Source organism: Streptomyces griseochromogenes (assembly GCF_001542625.1).
GTDB classification, from domain to species: Bacteria; Actinomycetota; Actinomycetes; order Streptomycetales; family Streptomycetaceae; genus Streptomyces; species Streptomyces griseochromogenes.
In genome coordinates this window covers 6,952,270-6,972,834 of the sequence record NZ_CP016279.1, presented here as the reverse complement: position 1 = coordinate 6,972,834, position 20,565 = coordinate 6,952,270, and the positions used below count along the sequence as shown (strand labels likewise).

The window sequence follows — 20,565 nt, the reverse complement described above, 5'->3', positions numbered from 1 at the left end:
AGAGGGGTAAGGCTGCTAGATCTCTTCGCTTGCGTTAGAAGCTATAACTAAAGTGACCGTTCCTCCCTTCGGTGTCAAGCCTTCACGGCAATGTCTGTTACGCCCTCTCTCGACAGTGATAGGTTGAAACCCTCGATGGTGAGGAGCGTGAGGGCGATGGCGGCAGGCGCGGCGAGTCCCCGGGAGCGGTACCGCAGTCAGGTCCGGGCAGAGATCAAGGCGAAGGCCCGGGAGCAGATCGCCACCGCGGGAGCCTCAGGGTTGTCCCTCAACGCCATCGCCAAGGAGATGGGCATGAGCGGCCCGGCGCTCTACCGGTACTTCGGCGGCCGGGACGATCTGATCACCGAGCTCGTGCGGGACGGCTACCGCAGCCTCGCGGACACCTTCCGCACCGCGGCCGACGCGGGCTCGGACCTGTCCGGCCTGGCCGGAGCGCTGCGGCGTTGGGCGCTGGAGGATCCCCAGCGTTACTTCCTCGTCTACGGCACACCGGTTCCCGGCTATCGGGCGCCGGACGACATCACGGCGATCGCGCAGGAGATCATGGCCGCCCTGCTCGACGTCTGCGCGGCCGAGGAGCCCGGGCCCGCGACGCCCGACACGCTCGCCTCCCATCTCGCGGACCACCGTCGCTGGGCGGGCGACCACCCCGCCGCAGCGCCCGTCCTGCGTCGTGCCCTGGCCTTCTGGACCCGCCTGCACGGAGTCCTCTCCCTGGAACTCGCCGGCCACTTCACCGGCATGGGGTTCGACCCGGAGCTGCTCTTCGCCGCCGAGGTGGAGGGGCTGGCCGGCCGGGGCTGAGCGCACGCGCGGCCGTACTCCCCGGGGAGTATCCGTGATCACCTCGCCCGGCTGACGTCCTGCCGTCCCGACGGCGTCTAGCGTTGCGGGCATGGAAGAGCAGCGCGAGCGCGGTCCCGCGCACTGGTGGCCGCAGGGGCCTCCGTGGTGGAACCGCTCCGCGGACCCGGAGCCGCACCTCGACCGCCTGCCCTGGCGCTCCACCGTGCTGCTGACCGTGTTCGTGCTCGGCGGCTCGAACTTCGCCGCGCACGCGCAGCCCCACCGGGAACAACTCGACGGGTACGCGCGCGTGCTGCTGCTCGTGGCCTCGGTCCTGTTGCTGTGGCGGCACCGCCACCCGGTGGCAGTCGCCTTCGGTACGGCGGCGGCCACCCTGGTGTACCTGAGCGCGGGATACCCCTACGGTCCGGTCTTCCTGGCCGTCGCGGTCGGCTGCCTCGGCGCCGTCGTCACCGGGCACCGGCGGGCCGCATGGTCGGCCCTCGGCCTGCTGTGGGCGGGGCACGCCCTGGTCGCGCTGTGGCTCTACCGCTGGCTTCCGCCCCGGGGCGACAGGGCGGCGACCGTGGGGCAGGAGATCGTCGTCGCCACCTGGATGCTGGTCATCGTCGCGCTCTGCGAAGTGGTCCGGGTGCGGCGTGAGCAGTGGGCGCGGGAGCGCGCGGACCGGGCCCAGGCCGCCCGGCGGCGCGCGGACGAGGAACGGCTGCGGATCGCCCGCGAACTGCACGACGTGCTCGCGCACAGCATCTCCGTCATCAACGTGCAGGCGGGCATGGGCCTCGCCCTGCTGGACAGCGACCCCGAGCAGGCACGTGCGGCGCTCACCACCATCAAGGCGGCCAGCAAGGAGGCCCTCGGCGAGGTGCGCCAGGTCCTCGACACCATGCGCGCGCCCGGTGCCGCGCCGCGCGCCCCGGCGCCCGGTCTGGACCGGCTGCCGGAACTGGTCGAACAGGCGGCCGCCGCCGGCCTGACCGTCGACGTCCAGGGCGAGCCGCCGCAGCTGCCGCCCGGCGCCGACCTCGCGGCCTTCCGCATCGTGCAGGAGGCCCTGACCAATGTCGTACGGCACTCCGGCTCGCGGCACGCGCGCGTGCGGTTCGACCACGACGGCACCGCATTGAGGCTGTGGATCGACGACGACGGGCCCGCGACCGGAGCCGATGCCGGCGGCAGCGGGAACGGACTGGCCGGGATGCGGGAGCGGGCGGCCGCGCTCGGTGGCACGATCGAGGCGGGCCCGCGCCCCGGCGGCGGCTTCCGGGTGCTCGCCGTACTGCCCGCGCACACCAGGGAGGTCCAGTGATCCGGGTACTGCTCGCCGACGACCAGTCGCTCGTGCGGGCCGGTTTCAAGGCGCTGCTCGACGCCCAGCCGGACATCGAGGTGGCCGGGGAGGCCGCGGACGGCGAGGAGGCCCTGGGCCGGGTGCGCGAACTGCGGCCCGACGTCGTCCTGATGGACATCCGCATGCCCCTGCTGGACGGGCTGGCCGCGACCCGGCGCATCACCGGGGACGTGGAGCTGAAGGAGGTCAAGGTGGTCATGCTGACCACCTTCGAGCTCGACGAGTACGTCTTCGAGGCGATCCGGTCGGGCGCCTCAGGGTTCCTGGTGAAGGACACCGAACCGGAGGAACTCGTGCGCGCGGTCCGGGCGGTGGTCGAGGGCGACGCCCTGCTGTCCCCGGGCGTCACCCGCCGGCTGATCGCCGAGTTCGCGGCCCGCTCCAAGGAGCCGGCGGCCGCCGGGGCCCTCGGCCGGCTCACCGAGCGGGAGCGGGAGGTGATGGCGCTGGTCGGCATCGGCCTGTCCAACGAGGAGATCGCCCGCCGCCTGGTGGTCAGCCCGCTCACGGCGAAGACCCATGTGAGCCGCACGATGGTGAAGCTGGGCGCCCGGGACCGCGCCCAACTCGTCGTCCTCGCCTACGAGTCGGGATTGGTGCGGCCCGGCTGGCTCGGCTGAGACTCCCGCCGGAAGCGGACCAGCACGCTCACCACCCGGGCGAAGAAGACCACCGGCGCCAGGGCCAGACCGAGCCGCAGCAGCACCGTCGACAGCAGCTGCGGCAGCGGGAAGAGCAGGGCGGGCCCGGCGACGGCCCCGAACAGGACGGCCGCCGCGAAGGCGGCGCTGACCAGCGCGTAGCCGATCTCGACTGTCGCCGCGTCCTGTTGGGCTCTGGTGCGGCGTCCCCCGTATCCGTGCATCCCCCCAGCCTCACAGACGGCCGCCCGGCGGGGCAATCGGCCCCGCCGGGCGCGCAGGCCCCGAAGGGGCGGGGAACCGCGCGGCCGGCCACGACGGGCCCGCGCGTGATCGACGGCCCGTCGGCGCTTCCCGCGGAGCGCTCAGTCGCGGACCGCCACGCGCTCCGCTTCCGCCTCCTCCACGGTGGACCTGGCGACCACGATCGACGGCCGGGTACGCCGGCCGCTCAGTCCGGTGAGGGTGATCAGCAGGCCTGCCAGCGCGATGCCCGTGACCACCATGAAGCCCGGCCGGTAGCTGTCGAGGACGGCCTGCGGGGTGGCGCGCGAGGGCGCGGCCGCCGTCACCACGGCCGTCACGACGGCCAGGAAGATCGCCCCGCCCACCTGCACCGAGGTGTTCAGCAGCCCGGAGACCATGCCCTGCTCATGGTCCTCGACTCCGTTGGTGGCCTGGATGTTGAGCGAGGGGAAGACCAGGGCGCAGGCCGCGCCGATCAGCAGCATCGACGGCAGGATGACGGCCGCGTACACCGGGTTGAGGTCGACGCGCAGGAACAGTGCGTATCCGACGACCATCAGCGTGAAGCCGGCCGCGATCAGCCGCGGCGTACCGAACCGGTCCACGACCGCGCCGACCTTCGTGGACGACACCGCCACCAGCGCACCCGCCGGCAGGAAGGCGAGCGCCGTGTGCAGCGCCGACCAGCCGAGCAGGGTCTGCATGTACAGGGTCGTCAGGAACTGGAAGCCGACGTACGAACCGAAGAAGGCCACCGCGCCGAGCTGGGCGCGGACCTGGCTGCCCGAGCGCAGCACCCCGAGCCGGATGAGCGGGCTCGGCGAGCGCCGTTCGACCAGCACGAACGCGGTCAGCAGGACGGCGACGGCCAGGAAGGACAGCAGGGTGCGGGCCGAGTCCCAGCCGGCCTCGGGAGCCTGTACGACGGTGAAGACCAGCAGCAGCATCGAAGCTGTCCCGAGGACGGCGCCGGGGATGTCGTAGCCGTCGTGGCTCTCCTCGCGGGCGCTGCGCGGCAGCAGCTTGAGGCCGGCGGCGAGCGCGATCAGCGCGATCGGCGCGGGCAGCAGCATGGTGAAGCGCCAACTCGCCTCGGTCAGCAGGCCGGAGAGGACCAGGCCCATCGAGAAGCCGGTGGCGGCGCAGGTGGTGTAGATGGAGAGGGCCCTGTTGCGCAGCGGGCCCTCCGGGAACGTGGTGGTGATGATGGACAGGCCCGCGGGGGCGGTGAAGGCCGCGCTCAGGCCCTTGATGAAGCGGCTGGCGATCAGCAGCGGGCCCGAGTCCACCAGCCCGCCGAGCAGCGAGGCGAGCGCGAAGACGCCGAGGGCCACCAGGAACACCTGGCGCCGTCCGAGCAGATCGGCGGTCCGTCCGCCGAGGAGGAGCAGTCCGCCGTATCCCAGGATGTAGCCGCTGACGATCCATTGCAGCGTCGACGTGGAGAGATGGAGATCGGAACCGATGGACGGCAGCGCGACGCCGACCATCGACACATCGAGCGCGTCCAGGAACATCGCGGCGCACAGCACCAGCAGGGTGCCCCACAGCCGGGGAGTCCAGCGAACCGCCGCCGACGGGGTCGTGGGGGTGGTGAGCGGAGAGGTCATGGCGCCGACACTACATGCGTGCGCATCGGATGCAAATGCATTTAATTACGATGCAACAATCCCGTTTCTCTGCTACGGTGCGCTCATGGCGGCGAACAAGGCCGAGCAGGCGCTCGTGGAGCAGTGGCGGGACATTCTGGCCCTGCATGCCCGCACCCAGTGCGAGCTGGACCGGGCCCTGCACGGACACGGCCTGTGTGCCAGTGACTTCGAGGTGCTCGACCTGCTCGCCGAGGGTGTGACGGCGGGCGGCGGCTGTGCCTACCGCGTCCAGGAGATCTCGGAGCGGGTCCATCTCAGCCAGAGCGCGCTGTCCCGGCTCATCGGCCGTCTGGAGAAGGACGGCCTCGTCGAGCGGGCCATGTGTGCGGAGGACCGACGGGGTGTGCGGGTGGCGCTCACCGCGAAGGGGCGCACGCTGCACGGTGAAGTACGGCCCGTGCAGCGCGCGGTGCTGGCGCGGATGCTGACCGCCTCCGACTGACACCGACCGGCATCGGCTGACGGAACGTCAGATCCCGGACTTCTCCCGCCACAGCGCCGCGAGGGAGCGATCACCCGTCACGCTCGGCACCGGCGTCCGGTTCCACAGCGCCAGGTACAACTGGTCCGCCGTACCGGTCAGTTCGGCCTCGGCCTCTCCGGATCCGTCCCGCGAGGTGACGGGCGGCTCGGCCGACAGGCGTACGGTCCACACCGCGTCCGCGCCTCCGTCCACCGCCCGCACCCGCAGCGCGCGCGGCCGCTCCGTGCGGACCTTGCTCCTGGAGCGGGCGTGGAAGCCGCGCAGCAGCTCGTCGATGCCGTCGGCCGCGAAGTCCGTGGCGATCGGGGACGGCGTGCCGCCCCGCGCCGCCTCGGCGTCGTAGCGGTGGACGGTCGTCTCATGGGCCTGCCGCCGGGTCCAGAACGCCAGCGGCGACGGGCAGAGCGCCGGGAGGAAGGTCCAGCACTCCACATCGGCGGGTGCGGCGGCCAGTGTGTCGACCAGCAGGCGGTGGCTGTCCCGGTACCAGTCCACCAGCTCGGCTCCGTCCAGGTCCGGGGCGTCACCGAGCGGGGGCGGAGCGGTGAGCCCTTCGGCGACCAGGGCGGCGGCCCACCGGTGCACGGCGCCCGTGTGCCGCACCAGGTCCCCGACCTGCCACTGCGGACAGGTCGGCACCTTGGCGCCGGTCCCCGCCTCCGCGGCGGCGGCCGCCAGCAACCGGCCCTCCCGGTCCAGGATCTGAAGGAAGTCAGCAGTCTCCATGGGGCCGAGTGTGCCGGATGAAGTGTGCTCGAAGGGCCTCATTTTCCGCCGGGCACCGGCTGCTCCCGTCCGCCGCGCCCTTTTGGTGGGTCATGCCCGGGCCTTCGACCCACCCGAGGCGGCAGCGTCGCCCTTCGGCGTGTCGGCCGGCCGGTACGCGCCGAGCCGCGGGTTCCGGCCGACGCCGTCGAGCACTCCGACCGCCCTGGCCGGGAGTTCGTCGCAGGTCTCCGGCCAGGCCTCGAATCCGTTCTCGCCGGGACCACCGACGGCGATCAGTCCGTCGGTGGTCAGCCGCCGCGGCAACTCGATGACGACCTCACGGAAGTCTTCGGCCCCATTCCGCGCGACGAGCCCGGCCGGACCGAGGAGCCGGTCCACCGGGACCCCGTCGTCAACGCCCTTCTCGACGAGTTCCCGGACGACGCCGTGGTCGTCCACCGCGCGGCGCGCCTTCCCTCCGCCACCCGCTCGTGATCCACCGATGGGCGCGCACCGGGCAGTGCGAGGTCATCCCCTCATCACGCTCCGCGTCGTCACCCCTATGAGGGCGGCCACGGCGGCGAGCGCGGCGACGCTGGTGAGCGCGGTGGGCAGGGAGAACCAGTCGGCCATGAAACCGATCGCGGGCGGCCCGAGCAGCATGCCGCCGTAGCCCAGTGTGGAGGCGACGGCGACACCGGAGGGACCGGCCAGCGCGCCGGCCCGCTCCACGGCGACCGGGAAGAGGTTGGCCAGCCCGAGTCCGGTCACGGCGAACCCGATCAGCGCCGCCCACACGGAGGGGGCGAGCGAGCCGAGCAGCATCCCGGCCGCCGCGGTGGTGCCGCCGGCGATCACGGTCCGCGCCCGCCCGAAGCGTTCCAGCAGCGCCGTACCGCTCAGGCGGCCGATGGTCATGGCGAGCGCGAAACACGCGTACCCGGCGGCCGCGGTGCCCGAGGACGCCGCCAGGTTCTGCTGGAGATGCAGGGCGCCCCAGTCGGCCATGGCCCCCTCTCCGTAGGCGGTGCACAGGGCGACCAGTCCGAAGACGACGACCAGCCCGCGGGTGCGGCCGCCCGCCCGCCGGGCACCGCCCTCCGGCCCGGCCTCCCGCCGTTCCGGCGTCACCGGAGCCTCGTACCGCAGAAGGGCGGGTCCGGCGACGGCGGTGACCACGAGCCCGACCAGTGTGATGCCGAGCAGGTGCCGTGTGGGGGAGAGGACACCGGCCACCAGCCCGCCGAGGCCGGCGCCGGCCATTCCGCCCAGGCTGAAGGCAGCGTGGAAACTCGGCATGACCGGCCTGCGCAACGCGGCCACCAGGTCGACGGCCGCGCTGTTGAAGGCCACGTTGAGCCCGCCGTACGCGGCGCCGAAGAGGAGGAGTACGGCGCCGAGGGCGGCGGCGGAGTGGGTGAGCGGCGGCAGGATGACGCTGAGGGAGAGCAGGGCCGCGCAGACCACGGTGACCGGATGGCTGCCGTACCGCCCGCACAGGCGTCCGGTCAGGGTCATGGTGACGACGGCTCCGGCGGAGACTCCGAGCAGGGCGAGGCCGAGCGCGCTCGCGGAGGCGTGGGTCTGCTGCTTGATGTCGGGGATGCGCACGACCCATCCCGCGAAGATGAACCCGTCCAGGGCGAAGAAGACGGTGATGGCGACCCGGAGCCGAGTGAGTCCGGCACCCGGCACGACACTGTGCGTTTGGGTTTTGTTTAGTAGCGGCACAAAGTCAGCGTAGGTGGGTTGCCGGATCGGGGCAAGGGCGTGCGGGGGCGCGCATGACCTGGTGGCGTTCCGCGTCATGCGCGCCGTTGCCCGGCGGCCGGAGGCAGGGCGGTTCAGGATCTGGCCTCGTCGAAGTGACCGGTGCCGCGGTCCGGGCGGGGATCAGATGTCCTCGAGTCCCTGGCCCGTCACGGCCAGCCGGGTCTTTCGGCGGTGTTCTTCGCCGGTGGCGACGGCGAGGACGGCGCGGGCGACCCCGGCGGGGCCGAGCGGCACCGGGAAGTGCTCCTTCAGGTAGGCATCGGCCGACTGGCCGGTCCCGGCGGCGTACGCCTCGGCCGCGGCCTCACCGATCCGGGTGCCGACCAGCAACTGCCGGGGGACCAGGGCGACGAACCGGATGCCGAGGTCGCGGGCGTCGGCGGCGGACTGCAGGTAGTCCACCAGGAACATCTGCGTCCGCTTGGCGCCGGCGTAGCCCCCCGACAGCGGTGAGCCGCCCAGCGCCGCCCCGCTCGACACGATGACCACGGTCGAGCCCGGACACAGCGGACGGGCCAGCGCGGCGCGGCCGACCTCGAAGGCGATCCTGACGTCGACGTGCCAGGGCGCCGAGAACGACTCCCAGCTCTGCTCCTCGATCGGCGCCATCCGCGGGCGCGCACCCGCGCAGACCACGACGAGGTCCGGGTCGGCCTCCGTGAGGAGCGCGGAGACCTGCGCGGGATCCGTGGCGTCCCGCTCGTGGCCGGTGGCCAGGACATGGGTTCCGGCCGAGGTGAGGGCGTCGGCGGTGGCGCGGCCCACACCGCCGCCGGCGCCGATGACGAGGGCGTTTCGGATGCTCATGACGTTTCTCCTGCACGGCCGGAGCCGCGTATGTCCGGTGCGCGGGGCCCTGGTTGTCGTACGCGTCCCGCGCTGGTGTCTCACTTCGATGGAGTCGGGCCGGGAACGGCCGAGGGTGCCACGACGGTCAGCGGGCCGGGTCCCACGACCGCCGGTGCCGTGGGCACATCGAGGGCGGCTCGCGCGGGCAGCTGCCTCCGGGCGAGGACGAGGGCGGCGACCGCGAACGTCCAGACCACGTTCAGGAGACCCGGCGCCACCGGCAGCGGCATCGGTCCCATGCGCGAGCCGACGCGGCAGGGCCCGAACGCGGGTCCGGAGCGCGGGCCTTCGCGGCAGTGCCGTTCGACGGGCGTCGACTCGTAGCCGCCCGCGGCGATCACCAGCGCGCCGGCGGCGAAGGATCCGTGCGGCCGGCGGACCGCGTGGACGGCGGCGGGCACGCCCTTACCGGCGTACACCCGTTCCGTGCGTCTCTTCAGGGCCTCTTCCGCCGGCTCCCGGCCGGTGCCGTGATCACCTCCGGTGATCAGAATTGCGCTGCCCGTAATGTTCCTCATGGCGGCGATCTCCGTTCCTCGGGGGAAACGCGGCCGCGAATGCGGTCACTGGTTGAGACACGGCCGGTCCGAGGAAGTCACCGATGACTTTCCGGCCCGCGCGGTGTCTGTATCCGAGGAGGACCGGAAGAGGCGAGGCGAGGAATCCGTGGTGATCGAATCGACCCTGGACCGTGCCCGGGCGGGCGACGGGGAAGCGTTCCGCGAGCTCACCGAGCCCTATCGGCGCGAGCTCCAGGTGCACTGCTACCGGATCCTCGGCTCTGTGCAGGACGCGGAGGACACCGTCCAGGAGACCCTGCTGGCCGCCTGGCGCGGGCTCGGGGGATTCCGGGAGCGGGCCTCCGTACGCGCCTGGCTGTACCGCATCGCCACCAACCGCTGCCTGAACGCGCTGCGCGACACGGGCCGCCGACCGCGGCCCGCGCAGCCGGCCCGACGCCCCCTGGACGTGCCCGAGCCCACGCGCCGCTCCGAGCCGGCCTGGTTCGAGCCCTACCCGGACGCCCTGCTGGAGGACCTGCCGGACACCGCCCCGGGGCCGGAGGCCCGCTACGAGACGAGGGAGGCGCTGGCGCTGTCGTTCGTGGCCGGACTCCAGCACCTGCCGCCGCGCCAGCGCGCGGTACTCGTGCTGCGCGACGTGCTCGGATTCCCTGCGGCCGAGGTGGCCGACCTGCTCGACAGCAGCGGTGTCTCGGTCAACAGTGCCCTGCAGCGGGCGCGTACGGCCCTCGGCGGCGAAAGGCCCGCGCGCGACCGGGAGCGGGCGCCGCTGCCCCGCTCACCCCGTGAACGCGAGCTCGTCGGGCGGTTCGTGGACGCGCTGGAGAACTCCGACGTCGACCGGCTGGTCGCCCTGCTGACCGAGGACGCCTGGCTGACGATGCCGCCCGAGCCCCTCGCATACCAGGGACCCACGGCGATCGCCGGGTTCTACCAGGCCCTGCCCTGGTGGGGCGGTCAGGCGCTCCGCCTGCTGCCCACGCGGGCCAACGGCCAGCCCGCGTTCGGCTCCTACCTCCTCGATCCCCACAGCCCGATCGCGCACGCCTACGGACTGGTGGTGCTCACGCTGGAGGGCGACCGGATCTCCTCCGTCACCCGCTTCGGCGACAACGGCCTCTTCCCGTTGTTCGGGCTGCCCCGAACGCTCCGTGACCTCTGATCGAACCGGAAGGTGAACGTCATCATGAAGACACCCCCCGTCGTCTCGCCGCAAGAGTGGGAGGCCGCGCGCCGGCAGCTGCTCGTGGAAGAGAAGCGATTGACCCGCGCCCGTGACGCACTGGCCGCCAAGCGCCGGCGGATGCCCTGGCTGGCGGTGGAGAAGCGCTACGAGTTCGACGGGCCCGAGGGCAGGGCGAGTCTGCTCGACCTGTTCCAGGGCCGCCGGCAGCTGATCGTCTACCGAGCCTTCTTCGAACCCGGCGTCTTCGGCTGGCCCGACCACGCGTGCCGCGGCTGTTCCATGGTGGCCGACCACGTCGGCAATCTCGCGCATCTGCATGCCCGCGACACCACTCTCGTCTTCGCCTCGCGCGCGCCGCAGCCGGACATCGAGCGGGTGAAGGCGCGGATGGGCTGGACGATTCCCTGGTACACGATCACCGACGATTTCGACACCGACTTCGGGGTGGACGAGTGGCACGGCACGAACGCGTTCATCCGCGAGGGCGACAGCGTGTTCCGCACCTACTTCATCAACAGCCGTGGTGACGAGGCGATGGGAAACACCTGGACCTATCTCGACATGACCGCGCTCGGGCGGCAGGAGACCTGGGAGGACTCACCGGAGGGCTATCCGCAGACCGCGCCGTACGCGTGGTGGAACTGGCACGACGCGTACGGCGACGCCGAGACGGCGCCGGAGTGGCTGGCCATCACCCGCCGTGCCACCCAGGACCAGACCGAGTAGGACCTTCGAGACATATGGGAACAGACGCGCGGATCCGTCACACGTGAGGCTGTTCGTCGTGGGGAGTCCGATCGGCCGAGACTGCCCGCGACCCGCCCTCGACCAGCGGTGATCTCCTGTGTCCAGCGGGCCTGTGAGGGCCAACGACGTGCCGTTCCAAGCCTGTTCGGGATGCCAGGGCGGCGGGGAGGCGTCCGAACCGGTTTGGGAAACAGGTTGGTTAATGCTTGCTCACGCGCTGGTTGCGAGCGGGTGAGCAAGCCATGATGGCCTCATGTTGGCCCTGCGCGCGCTGGCGCAACTGGCGACCTGGCCGGACCTGAGACAGGCGGTCCCGAGCTGTGGTCTGGGGCAAGCCGTGCGTTCGGCCCAGGGCGAGATCGCCCACTTCCACTCGGACCGGGATGTCGATCTGCGGCTGACCGACCGGGCCATCCGCCGGTTCGCCAAGGACCTGAGAGGCTCGGGCGTCATCCGGATCGTGCCGGGCTCGCCGTGGGTCACCCTGCGGCTCGACGCCGCGAGCGACGTCGACCTGCTGCTGACCCTGGTGAGCGTCGCACTCCAGGCCCAGCAGGCCTGGCCCGATCCGGTCGGGCGGGTGGAGACCGGCTGCAACGACCAGCGTGGGGCGGGGTTCGTGAGGGCCGACCGCAGCGGATTCTGACCTCAGACCGCGAGGACCCGGATGCCCGCCTCCTCGAAGCGGCGCACGGTGTCCGCGTCCACCGCCGTGTCCGTGACGAGCGTGTCCACCAGCTCCGCGGCGCAGATGCGGGCGAACGCCCGCTGGCCCAGCTTGCTGGAGTCGGCGGCCACGACGACCCGCTCGGCGCGCTCGCACAGCAGCCGGTTGATCGCGGCCTCCGCCTCGTCGTGCGCCGCCGCGCCGTGCGTGACGTCGAAGGCGACCACGCCGAGGACGGCGACGTCGAGGGTGATCTGGCCGAGCACTCCGTCGGCGAGCGGACCGATGAGCTCGTACGACTGCGGTCGCGCGACCCCACCGGTCACCACGATCTTGAACTGGGGCCGTACCGCCAGCTCGTTGGCGATGTTGAGCGCGTTCGTGACGATGGTCAGCGCCGGTGATCCGGTGCCCAGGTCGCCGCGGACGGCCAGGGCGCGGGCCACCTCCGTGGTGGTCGTGCCGCCGGTCAGGCCCACCGCCTCGCCCGGCGCCACGAGATCCGCCACCGCCTTGGCGATCCGCTGCTTCTCGGAGGCGCGGCGGGCGGTCTTGTAGCGCAGCGGCAGTTCGTACGACACCCCGTGCACGACCGCTCCGCCGCGGGTGCGCACCAGCATCTGCTGCTCGGCGAGCTGGTCGAAGTCCCGGCGGATCGTCGCCGCCGACACCTCCAGTTCGGCCGCCGCCTCCTCGACCTCCAGCCGGCCGCGCTCGACGAGCAGTTCGAGCAGCGCCTTCCAGCGGGCGTCCCGGGACATCCGCAGCCTCCGTTCTCCGTCTTCCCGGCGACCCTAGCGCACCGCACTCTCGACAGAATGCTTGATTGTGCTCGAAAGCTCGCTATATCTTGCAAGAACAATCAGCAAGGGGAGGGTGTGGCATGAGCCATGTCGGGGACGAGCTGAACAGCCAGCCCGAGTGCTGGATACGGGCGGCCGAGGAGGCGGGGCGGTACGGGGACGCGCTGCCGGCGCCGGGGGAGCGGGTCGCGATCGTCGGGTGCGGGACGTCGTACTTCATGGCGCAGGCGGTCGCCGCACTGCGCGAGGGGGCCGGGCAGGGCGAGACGGACGCGTTCGCCGCCTCCGAGTTCCCGCGCGGGCGGTCGTACGACCGGACGGTCGCCCTCACCCGTTCCGGTACCACCACCGAAGTGCTCGATCTGCTCGGGCACTTGAGGGGCACCACACGGACGACAGCGCTCACCGCGGACCCGGCCACCCCCGTGATGACGGCCGCCGACGACCTCGTCGTGCTGGACTTCGCCGACGAGCGCTCCGTCGTCCAGACCCGGTTCGCGACCACCGCACTCACCCTTCTGCGCGCCCACCTCGGCCTCCACACCGACGCCGTCGTCGCCGACGCCCGCGCGGCCCTCACCGACGACTTGCCCGAAGGGCTCGTGGAATCAACCCAGTTCACCTTCCTGGGACGCGGCTGGACCACCGGGCTCGCCAACGAGGCCGGCCTGAAGATGCGGGAGGCCTCCCTGTCCTGGACCGAGGCCTACCCCGCGATGGAGTACCGGCACGGGCCGATCAGCATCACCACCGAGGGCACCGCGACCTGGATGCTCGGTGCGGCGCCCACCGGCCTGGCCGAGCAGGTGCGCGCCACCGGCGGCCGGTGGATCGAGGGCACGCTCGACCCGCTCGCCGAACTCGTCCGCGTCCAGCGCCTCGCGGTCGCCGTCGCCGCCCGCCGCGGCCTCGACCCCGACCGGCCGCGCCACCTCACCCGCTCGGTGATCCTCGCTCCTTGACCCGTTGTCCGGAAGGGAACCAAGCCGTGCCCCTCGCGACCACCGGTGAGCTGGTCACCCGCGCAGCGGAAACCCGCTCCGCCGTCGCCGCCTTCAACATCATCACCCTGGAACACGTCGAGGCCGTCATCGCCGGAGCCGAGGCCACCGGCGCGCCCGTCGTCCTCCAGGTCAGCGAGAACGCCGTCAAGTTCCGCTACGGGCGGCTCCTGCCGCTCGCCCGCGCCGCCGTGGCCGCCGCCGAACGCGCGGACGTACCCGTGGCCCTGCACCTCGACCATGTGCAGAGCGACGACCTGCTGCGCCAGGCCTGCGACGCCGGTTTCAGCTCGGTGATGTACGACGCCGCCCGCCTGTCCTACGCCGAGAACCTCGCCACGACCCGGGCCGCCGCCGACTGGGCGCATGGCCAGGGCCTGTGGATCGAGGCCGAGTTGGGGCAAGTAGGCGGGAAGGACGGCCGCCCGCCGCTGGACGCCCACGCGCCCGGCGCCCGCACCGACCCCGATCAGGCCCGGGACTTCGTCGCCGGCACCGAGGTCGACGCCCTGGCCGTGGCCGTCGGCAGTGTGCACGCCATGACCACGCGCACCGCCGCCCTCGACCACGGCCTCCTCGGGCGGCTGTCCGCCGCGCTGACCGTCCCGCTGGTCCTCCACGGGTCCTCGGGGGTACCGGACGACGGCCTTGTCGCGGCGGTCGCCGGCGGCATCGCCAAGGTCAATGTCGGCACCGCCCTGAACGCGGCCATGACCGGCGCGATCCGGGACTTCCTCGCCGCCCACCCGGAGGCCGTCGACTCACGCAAGTACCTCAGCGTGGGCCGCGAGGCGATGGCCCGCGAGGTGTCCCGAATCATCGGCGTCCTCGGCCACAGGCAGCGCGCTAGCTCTTCCTGACCGCCTTGAGCACCACGAACTTCGGATCGCTCGCCACCAGCGTGCTGTTGCCGAACAGCCGCTTGAGGGTGATGTGGTAGCCGAGGTGCCGGTTGCCGATCACCCACAGCTCGCCACCGGGGCGCAGCGCGCGCTTCGCCCCGGTGAACATGCGCCACGCCGTGGCGTCGGTCGTCGCCTGGTGGGAGTGGAACGGCGGGTTGTTCAGGACGAGATCCACACTGCCGGGAGCCACCCCGGCCAGCCCGTCCCCGACCCGGAACTCGGCGTGCCCGGGCACCCCGTTCGCCTTGTACGTCGCCTCGGCCGAGGCGACGGCCTGGAACGACTCGTCCACGAACAGCACTTCGGCCGTCGGGTCGGCCAGCGCCACCGCGGTACCGACCACGCCGTTGCCGCAGCCGAGGTCCACCACCCGCCCGGTGCCCGTCCCGGCCGGCAGGTGCTTCAGGAGGAACCGGGTGCCGATGTCGAGGCGGTCGGCACAGAAGACACCCGCGTGGTTGACGACCGTACGCCCGGAGATCGCGCCGATGCCGTCAGGGAGGGCGTAGCTGTACGGCCACGGGTTCGCCGGACGCTCCAGCGACGGGTCCGGGGCGCAGAAGATCAGCCGGGCCTTCTGATGTGCCGGCGAGGTCCGGGTCGGCCCGAGGATCCGCTCGAACAACCGCAGCGTGGAGGTGTGGATCTCCTTCACCATGCCGGCGCCCACGATCACCGTGCCCGCGTGCACGGCAGGGGCGAGCCGCAGCAGCTGGTCCTCCAGCAGCGCCAGACTCTTCGGCACCCGCACGAGCAGCACGTCCACTCGCTCCGGCGGCGGGTCCTGGGTGGTGAGCAGGCTCACCGCGCCCGGTTCGACCCCGGCCCGCGCCAGGTTCGCCCGGGTCGCCTCCTGGCTCAGGAAGGAGTCGGTGATCTGCGTCGGCCGGTGTGCCGCGAGCGCCGTCACCAGCGCGCCCCAGCGGTCGCCGGACACCACGACCGTGCCCGTGAGCGGCACCCCCTCCTCGGCCAGGTGCCGCAGCAGGTACGCGTCGGAGGCGTCCCAGGCACGCAGCCGGTCGCGGGGATCCTCGGGGAAACGGGACAGCTCGAACTCGCCCCACGGCGTCGTCATACGGTCGTTCATCGTGCTCCAGGCTAGCCGAGCCGCAGCTCAGGGCCGGTCGGGCAGGCCCTGGGGCAGGATGGGCGCATGGACGTGGAGCTGTTTCCGAGGGAGCGTGCCGAAGTCGCGCCGGGCGCCGTGCACGTCCCGCAGTGGCTGGACGCCGAGCGGCAGCGCGCGCTCCTCGGCGCCTGCCGTCGGTGGGCGCGGCCGCCGGCCGGGCTGCGCACGGTCCGCACTCCCGGCGGCGGCACGATGACCGCACGGCAGGTCTGTCTCGGCTGGCACTGGGGCGTCGTACACACGTGCCCCGCCTGCGGGCGAGCCGTCCGGGACAATCCCGACTGCCCCGGCCCGCACTGGTACCCGTACGCCTACGTCCGCACGGCCCTCGACGGCGACGGCGCCCCCGTCAAGCCTTTCCCGGCCTGGCTGGCAGAACTGGCCCACGACGCGGTGGCCGACGCGCTCGGGCCGCGGGCGGCGCCGGCGGAGCCGTACGACATCGCGCTGATCAACTTCTACGACGGCGAGGCCCGCATGGGCATGCACCGCGACAGCGACGAGAAGTCCGACGCACCGGTGGTGTCGTTGAGCCTCGGCGACTCCTGCGTCTTCCGCTTCGGCAACCCGCGGACCCGCACGAAGCCCTACACGGACGTGGAGCTGCGCAGCGGGGACCTGTTCGTCTTCGGCGGACCCTCCCGGCTCGCCCACCACGGAGTGCCCCGCGTACACCCCGGTACGGCACCGCCCGAGCTCGGGCTGAACGGGCGGCTGAACATCACCCTGCGGGTGAGCGGGCTGTAGATCGCCGGGGCGGCCACGACGACAGCGGATCATGGGAGACTCGCCTTCATGAGCGGCAAGGCGGACCCCCGGACGGCGGGGGAAGGGACCACCCCGAGAGCGCGGCTGGACCGAGGGCGCGGTGCGCTCGGACCCGCGCTGGAGCTCGTGCACACCGGGCGGGCGCCGACCCGGGCCGTGCTCACCGCCGAACTCGGGGTCACCCGGGCGACGGCCGGGGCGGTCGCCGCCGAACTGGAGGCGCTCGGGCTGATCCGGGTCGATGCCCGGCCCGGTGCGGCGGACGGTTCCCAGGGGCGGCCCTCGCACCGCCTGGAGGTCGCCGAGGACGGTCCGGTGGCGCTCGCCGCACAGGTCCACGCCGACGGCTTCCGGGCGGCGCTGGTCGGCCTCGGCGGGCGGATCGTGGCGACCGCGCCCGGCTGCGAGACCGTCGACGCCGACCCGGCGAAGGTGCTGGGCTCCGTGGTGGAGGCCGGCGCGGAACTCCTCCGTACGACCGGCCGCCGCTGCGTGGGCGCGGGGCTCGGCGTCCCGTCCGCCGTCGCCGAACCCGACGGCCTGGCCCTCAACCCCCTGCATCTGGCCTGGCCGGTGGGCGCACCGGTGCGCCGGATCTTCGCCGAGTGCGTGCGCGCCGCGGGTATCGCCGGCCCCGCCTTCGCGGGCAACGACGTCAACCTCGCCGCGCTCGCCGAACACCGGCACGGCGCCGGCCGGGGCGCCCGGGACCTGCTGTGCGTGGCCACCGGGCACCGGGGCGTCGGCGGTGCCCTGGTCCTCGACGGCCGCCTCCACACGGGCAGTTCGGGCCTCGCCCTGGAGGTCGGCCACCTCACCGTCAACCCGGAGGGCCGCCCCTGCCACTGCGGCGGCCGGGGCTGTCTGGACGTCGAGGCGGACCCACTCGCCCTGCTCATCGAGGCCGGCCGGGAACCCGGCCCCGAGGTCTCCCTGCTCCAGCAGGCCAACGACCTGCTGCGCACCCAGTACGCCGACCCGGCCGTGCGCACCGCCGCCGAGGCCCTCATCGACCGCCTGGGCCTGGGCCTCGCCGGTCTGGTCAACATCCTCAACCCCGACCGCATCATCCTCGGCGGCCTGCACCGCACCCTCCTCGACGCCGACCCCGAGCGGCTGCGCGCGGTCGTCGCCGACCGCAGCCTGTGGGGCCAGAGCGGCGGCGTCCCCATCCTGCCCTGCACGCTGGACCACAACAGCCTGGTCGGCGCGGCCGAGCTGGCATGGCAGCCGGTACTGGACGATCCGCTGGGGGCGCTTCAGTGACACCGTCCGCCGTGGAACTCCGGCACGCGCGCCGCATCCGGCTCGTCGAGATGCCCACCCCCGAGGTGTCCGCGCGGCACCGCTCGGCGGTGGACCGTCTGCGGAGGAGGCGGTGCGTCATCGCCATCCGTTCGACGTTGCCGGGCCCCGCGCTCGGCGGCGTGCGTTTTCTCCCGTACCGCGATGACGACCAGGCCATCGGCACATCGGCTGCCCGGATCCCACCAGGCGTTCCGTCCCGCGTACCCCGGTGCCGGTCGGGCATCGGGTCTGCAGGTTCGCACACCAGGCCGATCCGCTCGGGTCCAACGCCCACGAGCGGGTGAACGACATGGTCTGACCGCCCTCGGACGCCGGCTTGCGGCCCGCCGTCCGGTGCCGTGACACACGATCCGGGACCGGGCCGGCCGGGTGCGCAGGCCGGCCGCCCCGCCTTCCGTGCCTGGAGTTCAGCCCCAGTCCACGGCGAACGCCTGCGCGGGGTTGGCGCTGAGGATGCGCTCGACCACGTCCACGCCCACCACCTCCGCCAGCCGTGGCCGCAGCCGGCGCAGCAGGTACGGCATCCCGGGCCCGCCGTCCACCGAGCGTGCCCCGGCGACCACGGTGTCCCCGCCGAGCAGCAGCCGGTCCGCGTACCCGGCCTCGGCCAGGTCCCGCACCGCCTCGGGCATCCGCCAGTCGGTGGCGTGATGTGCGCGTGAGGGCCCGTCGAAGGCCAGCCAGCAGCCCGACTCGGCGGCCTGCCGCTGCACCACCGGGTCGGGGGAGCGGTTGAGGTGACCGAGGATCACCCGGTGCCCGGGCACGCCCAACGCCCCGCACAGCAGGTCGAGTACGTCCAGTGCGCCGGTCCCCAGTTCCAGGTGCACGGCGATCGGCGCACCGGTGGCATGGTGGGCCTCGGCCGCCGCTGTCATCGTCCAGCGGGCGTGGGCGTCCAGGGCGTGGAAGGCCCCCGCCACCTTGATCAGACCGGCTCGCACCCCCGAGGTGCCGATGCCCTCGGTCAGCTCGGAGACGAACACCTCGGCGAGCCTGCCGCGCAGCCCCTTGAGCGCCTCCGGGTCGTAGTGCGCCGCTTGATGCAGTCCCGTCGCGCAGACCAGCCGCACGCCCGTGGCCCGGGACAGTCCCGGCAGGTCCGCCGCCCGCCGGCCCATGCCGTACGGCGTCCACTGCACGACGGCCGCTCCGCCCGCCGCCCGGAACGCCTCCAGCTCGGCCCGTGCGGCGGAGATGTCGCACAGTTCTCGCCCCGGCAACCGCGGGCTGCTCAGGAAGAGATGGTCGTGCGCGTCGCTCACGCCCATGTCCTCGGGCCGGATGTCACCGAGGACCGTACGGACCGCGCTCACCACTGCCGCCCGCGCGGCAGTCCACCCCGCCCCGGCGCCGACAGGTGCAGCACCTCGAACACGTCGCCCTCGGCTCTGGGCGCATCCTGCGCCCAGAGTGAGAAGTGGACCAGCTCCCACGCGCGCGTGTCGACGGCGGTCACCGCCAGCACGGCACCGTCCTGTGCGGCCAGCCGCCCGGTGCCGTCGGCCGCGTCCGCCATGAACGAGGCCAGCTCCACACCGTCCGGCACCGGTTGCCGCCGCCGCACGGCGAACGCGGCGGGCGAGCCGGCGTCGGTGCCCTCCTCGTAGGCCAGCCCCGACCACTGCCGTATCTCCGGCCGACCGAAGTCGTCGACCGGCCGCTGGAAGGCGCCTCCCCAGAGAAAGCCGTTCATGCCTTCCATGGTGTTCCAGAGGTAGAACGGCCCGTACTGGTTCACCGGCGAGCCGTGAACTCCGCGCTCGCGCATGATGTACGTCTTGACGCCGAGGCCCGCCCAGCCGTCCAGCAGGTGTGCGACGCGGGCGACTCGGGAGCGGACGATGCCCATGTCGTAGTCGGCGGGCAGGGTGAACTCGTATTGCATGGCGTGCATGTCGCGCGTCCCTTCTCAGGCCGGGTAGTCGTTCACGCGTGCGTCCCACTCGGTGCTCGTGCCGTCCTCCGCTGCCTCCACGACCGCGAGATGGGTCATGAAGGTGCCCGGCGCGGCACCGTGCCAGTGCCGTTCGCCCGGCTCGATCCACACCGTGTCGCCCGCACGGATCTCCTCCACGGCGCCGCCCTCGCGCCGCACCAGGCCCTCGCCCTGAAGGACGTGCAGCACCTGGCCGTGCGGATGCCGGTGCCAGGCGGTGTGCGCGCCCGGCGCGAAGTGGACGGTGAACACGCGCAGCCGGGACGGGGCGGCGGGAACGGCGATCTCGTCCAGCCAGACGGAGCCGGTGAACTGCTCCGCCGGACCGCGCAGGCTCTCGGGACGCCGTCTGGTGATGTGCACGGAAATCGGGTCTCCGATCAGGGGGTTCGGGGTGCGAGCAGGGAGAGCAGACCGCGGACGCCGGCGTCGAAGGCGGCGGGGGAGCCGGAGGCACGCGCGAGGACGTAGCCGCCCTGCACGGTCGCGAGGACGGCCGCGCCGATCTCCTCGCCGTCCAGTCCGGGCGCGAACTGCCCCTGTCGCTTGCCCTCTTCGACGAGCCGGGCGATCCGCTCACGGATCCACGCGATCGTCTCGTCCACCGGTGCGCGCAGCTCGTCGCTCGCGATCACCTCCGGATCCATGGTCAGCCGGCCGATCGGACACCCGCGCAGCACGTCGCGCTCGCGCAGCAGATACGCCTCGATGCGCTCGTACGGGGTGCCCGGGCCGCCGAGTACGCCCTCGGCGGTGGCCCGCAGCTCCTCGGCGGTCCGCCGGATCGCCGCGAGCGCCAGGTCCGGCTTGCCCTTGAAGTGGTGGTACATGCTGCCCTGGCCGGCCTCGGCGCGCTCCAGGATCGCCTTCGGGCTCGTGCCCACGTAGCCGCGCTCCCACAGCAGCTCGCGGGTGGACTCGATCAGTCGTTCCGGGGTGCTCATGAGAACACTGTACATACTAGTAGTTACAGTCCGCCAGTCCCCAGGGAGCAGCCGCGCCACCCCGTCGTACTCCCGCGGAGGTAGGCGCACGGCCGCCGGCCGCACGACGACCCGGACCCCCTGCCGG

24 protein-coding genes are annotated in these 20,565 nt (G+C 72.9%); 11 read left to right on the top strand and 13 right to left on the bottom strand.

Features of this window, described 5'->3' with window-relative positions; translation table 11 throughout:
* Positions 1 to 156 precede the first annotated feature (156 nt).
* From AVL59_RS29900 to AVL59_RS29890, 3 genes are all read left to right on the top strand, one after another.
* Positions 157 to 807 (top strand): TetR/AcrR family transcriptional regulator, encoded by a 651-nt coding sequence (locus tag AVL59_RS29900; RefSeq protein ID WP_067310586.1) that lies wholly within the window; start codon positions 157 to 159, stop codon positions 805 to 807.
* Positions 808 to 898: 91 nt separating this feature from the next.
* Positions 899 to 2,119 carry a sensor histidine kinase gene (locus AVL59_RS29895; protein ID WP_067310583.1) on the top strand — a complete coding sequence of 407 codons (1,221 nt, stop codon included), beginning with the start codon at positions 899 to 901 and terminating at the stop codon, positions 2,117 to 2,119.
* Positions 2,116 to 2,781 carry a response regulator transcription factor gene (locus tag AVL59_RS29890; RefSeq protein ID WP_067310580.1) on the top strand — a complete coding sequence of 222 codons (666 nt, stop codon included), beginning with the start codon at positions 2,116 to 2,118 and terminating at the stop codon, positions 2,779 to 2,781. Before AVL59_RS29895 ends, AVL59_RS29890 begins: the two co-directional genes overlap by 4 nt.
* Here the strand turns inward: AVL59_RS29890 and AVL59_RS29885 are convergent.
* Entirely contained in the window at positions 2,742 to 3,026 is a 285-nt protein-coding gene (locus AVL59_RS29885) for a DUF6332 family protein (RefSeq protein ID WP_067310577.1), read from the bottom strand. The two genes, AVL59_RS29890 and AVL59_RS29885, sit on opposite strands and share 40 nt — an antisense overlap.
* Positions 3,027 to 3,167: 141 nt before the next feature.
* On the bottom strand, positions 3,168 to 4,658 hold the full coding sequence (locus AVL59_RS29880) for an MFS transporter (RefSeq protein WP_067310574.1): 1,491 nt from the start codon (positions 4,656 to 4,658) through the stop codon (positions 3,168 to 3,170).
* Between the two features lie 85 nt (positions 4,659 to 4,743).
* Here AVL59_RS29880 and AVL59_RS29875 point away from each other — a divergent pair, with 85 nt between their 5' ends.
* Positions 4,744 to 5,142 (top strand): MarR family winged helix-turn-helix transcriptional regulator, encoded by a 399-nt coding sequence (locus AVL59_RS29875; RefSeq protein WP_067310571.1) that lies wholly within the window; start codon positions 4,744 to 4,746, stop codon positions 5,140 to 5,142.
* 27 nt (positions 5,143 to 5,169) lie between these two features.
* Here the strand turns inward: AVL59_RS29875 and AVL59_RS29870 are convergent, their stop codons facing one another.
* From AVL59_RS29870 to AVL59_RS29850, 5 genes are all read right to left on the bottom strand, one after another.
* Positions 5,170 to 5,910, bottom strand: a complete 741-nt coding sequence (locus AVL59_RS29870) for a maleylpyruvate isomerase family mycothiol-dependent enzyme (protein WP_067317938.1) — start codon at positions 5,908 to 5,910, stop codon at positions 5,170 to 5,172.
* A 90-nt stretch (positions 5,911 to 6,000) separates the two neighbouring features.
* Positions 6,001 to 6,351 carry a hypothetical protein gene (locus tag AVL59_RS29865; RefSeq protein WP_067310569.1) on the bottom strand — a complete coding sequence of 117 codons (351 nt, stop codon included), beginning with the start codon at positions 6,349 to 6,351 and terminating at the stop codon, positions 6,001 to 6,003.
* 69 nt (positions 6,352 to 6,420) lie between these two features.
* Positions 6,421 to 7,587 carry an MFS transporter gene (locus tag AVL59_RS29860; protein ID WP_067310566.1) on the bottom strand — a complete coding sequence of 389 codons (1,167 nt, stop codon included), beginning with the start codon at positions 7,585 to 7,587 and terminating at the stop codon, positions 6,421 to 6,423.
* Between the two features lie 198 nt (positions 7,588 to 7,785).
* A complete protein-coding gene (locus AVL59_RS29855; RefSeq protein WP_067310563.1) occupies positions 7,786 to 8,472 on the bottom strand; it encodes an SDR family oxidoreductase in 687 nt (228 codons plus the stop codon).
* Between the two features lie 80 nt (positions 8,473 to 8,552).
* On the bottom strand, positions 8,553 to 9,032 hold the full coding sequence (locus AVL59_RS29850; RefSeq protein WP_067310560.1) for a Rossmann-fold NAD(P)-binding domain-containing protein: 480 nt from the start codon (positions 9,030 to 9,032) through the stop codon (positions 8,553 to 8,555).
* A gap of 151 nt (positions 9,033 to 9,183) precedes the next feature.
* On the opposite strand from AVL59_RS29850, the gene AVL59_RS29845 reads away from it, so the two are divergent.
* The 3 genes from AVL59_RS29845 (at position 9,184) to AVL59_RS29835 (ending at position 11,617) form a co-directional block, all read left to right on the top strand.
* Entirely contained in the window at positions 9,184 to 10,200 is a 1,017-nt protein-coding gene (locus tag AVL59_RS29845; protein ID WP_237281725.1) for a sigma-70 family RNA polymerase sigma factor, read from the top strand.
* A gap of 24 nt (positions 10,201 to 10,224) precedes the next feature.
* On the top strand, positions 10,225 to 10,950 hold the full coding sequence (locus AVL59_RS29840; protein ID WP_067317936.1) for a DUF899 domain-containing protein: 726 nt from the start codon (positions 10,225 to 10,227) through the stop codon (positions 10,948 to 10,950).
* Between the two features lie 274 nt (positions 10,951 to 11,224).
* Positions 11,225 to 11,617 (top strand): luciferase domain-containing protein, encoded by a 393-nt coding sequence (locus AVL59_RS29835; RefSeq protein WP_159400126.1) that lies wholly within the window; start codon positions 11,225 to 11,227, stop codon positions 11,615 to 11,617.
* Positions 11,618 to 11,619: 2 nt separating this feature from the next.
* Here the strand turns inward: AVL59_RS29835 and AVL59_RS29830 are convergent, their stop codons facing one another.
* Positions 11,620 to 12,399, bottom strand: coding sequence for a DeoR/GlpR family DNA-binding transcription regulator (locus AVL59_RS29830; protein ID WP_067310554.1), 780 nt, complete (start codon positions 12,397 to 12,399; stop codon positions 11,620 to 11,622).
* 122 nt (positions 12,400 to 12,521) lie between these two features.
* On the opposite strand from AVL59_RS29830, the gene AVL59_RS29825 reads away from it, so the two are divergent.
* Both AVL59_RS29825 and AVL59_RS29820 read left to right on the top strand, forming a co-directional pair.
* A complete protein-coding gene (locus tag AVL59_RS29825) occupies positions 12,522 to 13,403 on the top strand; it encodes an SIS domain-containing protein (protein WP_067310551.1) in 882 nt (293 codons plus the stop codon).
* A gap of 26 nt (positions 13,404 to 13,429) precedes the next feature.
* Complete coding sequence (locus AVL59_RS29820) at positions 13,430 to 14,302, top strand: class II fructose-bisphosphate aldolase (RefSeq protein ID WP_067310549.1); 873 nt, start codon at positions 13,430 to 13,432, stop codon at positions 14,300 to 14,302.
* Here AVL59_RS29820 and AVL59_RS29815 read toward each other — a convergent pair.
* The gene (locus AVL59_RS29815) at positions 14,289 to 15,425 is read right to left on the bottom strand and encodes a methyltransferase (protein ID WP_067310546.1); all 1,137 of its coding nucleotides are present in this window, start codon (positions 15,423 to 15,425) and stop codon (positions 14,289 to 14,291) included. The genes AVL59_RS29820 and AVL59_RS29815 overlap by 14 nt on opposite strands.
* A 78-nt stretch (positions 15,426 to 15,503) precedes the next feature.
* Between AVL59_RS29815 and AVL59_RS29810 the strand changes: the two genes are divergently transcribed.
* Positions 15,504 to 16,226: an alpha-ketoglutarate-dependent dioxygenase AlkB family protein gene (locus AVL59_RS29810; protein ID WP_067310543.1), complete on the top strand. Its 723-nt coding sequence runs from the start codon at positions 15,504 to 15,506 to the stop codon at positions 16,224 to 16,226.
* Between the two features lie 48 nt (positions 16,227 to 16,274).
* Positions 16,275 to 17,513 (top strand): ROK family protein, encoded by a 1,239-nt coding sequence (locus AVL59_RS29805; RefSeq protein ID WP_067310540.1) that lies wholly within the window; start codon positions 16,275 to 16,277, stop codon positions 17,511 to 17,513.
* Between the two features lie 449 nt (positions 17,514 to 17,962).
* Here AVL59_RS29805 and AVL59_RS29800 read toward each other — a convergent pair whose 3' ends face one another.
* The 4 genes from AVL59_RS29800 to AVL59_RS29785 are packed head-to-tail and all read right to left on the bottom strand — an operon-like array spanning position 17,963 to position 20,453.
* A complete protein-coding gene (locus AVL59_RS29800) occupies positions 17,963 to 18,871 on the bottom strand; it encodes a phosphotriesterase family protein (protein WP_067317932.1) in 909 nt (302 codons plus the stop codon).
* Positions 18,868 to 19,452 carry a DUF4865 family protein gene (locus tag AVL59_RS29795; protein WP_067310537.1) on the bottom strand — a complete coding sequence of 195 codons (585 nt, stop codon included), beginning with the start codon at positions 19,450 to 19,452 and terminating at the stop codon, positions 18,868 to 18,870. The genes AVL59_RS29800 and AVL59_RS29795 overlap by 4 nt, the downstream gene beginning before the upstream one ends.
* Positions 19,453 to 19,467: 15 nt before the next feature.
* Positions 19,468 to 19,857, bottom strand: coding sequence for a (R)-mandelonitrile lyase (locus AVL59_RS29790; RefSeq protein ID WP_067310534.1), 390 nt, complete (start codon positions 19,855 to 19,857; stop codon positions 19,468 to 19,470).
* A gap of 17 nt (positions 19,858 to 19,874) precedes the next feature.
* Positions 19,875 to 20,453 (bottom strand): TetR/AcrR family transcriptional regulator, encoded by a 579-nt coding sequence (locus AVL59_RS29785; protein ID WP_067310531.1) that lies wholly within the window; start codon positions 20,451 to 20,453, stop codon positions 19,875 to 19,877.
* Positions 20,454 to 20,565: the final 112 nt, after the last annotated feature.

Coding starts and splice junctions, on each gene's coding strand:
- AVL59_RS29900 (WP_067310586.1), top strand. CDS start 157: ATGGCGGCAGGCGCGGCGAGTCCCCGGGAGCGGTACCGCAGTCAGGTC.
- AVL59_RS29895 (WP_067310583.1), top strand. CDS start 899: ATGGAAGAGCAGCGCGAGCGCGGTCCCGCGCACTGGTGGCCGCAGGGG.
- AVL59_RS29885 (WP_067310577.1), bottom strand. CDS start 3,026: ATGCACGGATACGGGGGACGCCGCACCAGAGCCCAACAGGACGCGGCG.
- AVL59_RS29880 (WP_067310574.1), bottom strand. CDS start 4,658: ATGACCTCTCCGCTCACCACCCCCACGACCCCGTCGGCGGCGGTTCGC.
- AVL59_RS29875 (WP_067310571.1), top strand. CDS start 4,744: ATGGCGGCGAACAAGGCCGAGCAGGCGCTCGTGGAGCAGTGGCGGGAC.
- AVL59_RS29870 (WP_067317938.1), bottom strand. CDS start 5,910: ATGGAGACTGCTGACTTCCTTCAGATCCTGGACCGGGAGGGCCGGTTG.
- AVL59_RS29855 (WP_067310563.1), bottom strand. CDS start 8,472: ATGAGCATCCGAAACGCCCTCGTCATCGGCGCCGGCGGCGGTGTGGGC.
- AVL59_RS29850 (WP_067310560.1), bottom strand. CDS start 9,032: ATGAGGAACATTACGGGCAGCGCAATTCTGATCACCGGAGGTGATCAC.
- AVL59_RS29840 (WP_067317936.1), top strand. CDS start 10,225: ATGAAGACACCCCCCGTCGTCTCGCCGCAAGAGTGGGAGGCCGCGCGC.
- AVL59_RS29835 (WP_159400126.1), top strand. CDS start 11,225: ATGTTGGCCCTGCGCGCGCTGGCGCAACTGGCGACCTGGCCGGACCTG.
- AVL59_RS29830 (WP_067310554.1), bottom strand. CDS start 12,399: ATGTCCCGGGACGCCCGCTGGAAGGCGCTGCTCGAACTGCTCGTCGAG.
- AVL59_RS29825 (WP_067310551.1), top strand. CDS start 12,522: ATGAGCCATGTCGGGGACGAGCTGAACAGCCAGCCCGAGTGCTGGATA.
- AVL59_RS29815 (WP_067310546.1), bottom strand. CDS start 15,425: ATGACGACGCCGTGGGGCGAGTTCGAGCTGTCCCGTTTCCCCGAGGAT.
- AVL59_RS29810 (WP_067310543.1), top strand. CDS start 15,504: ATGGACGTGGAGCTGTTTCCGAGGGAGCGTGCCGAAGTCGCGCCGGGC.
- AVL59_RS29805 (WP_067310540.1), top strand. CDS start 16,275: ATGAGCGGCAAGGCGGACCCCCGGACGGCGGGGGAAGGGACCACCCCG.
- AVL59_RS29795 (WP_067310537.1), bottom strand. CDS start 19,452: ATGCACGCCATGCAATACGAGTTCACCCTGCCCGCCGACTACGACATG.
- AVL59_RS29785 (WP_067310531.1), bottom strand. CDS start 20,453: ATGTACAGTGTTCTCATGAGCACCCCGGAACGACTGATCGAGTCCACC.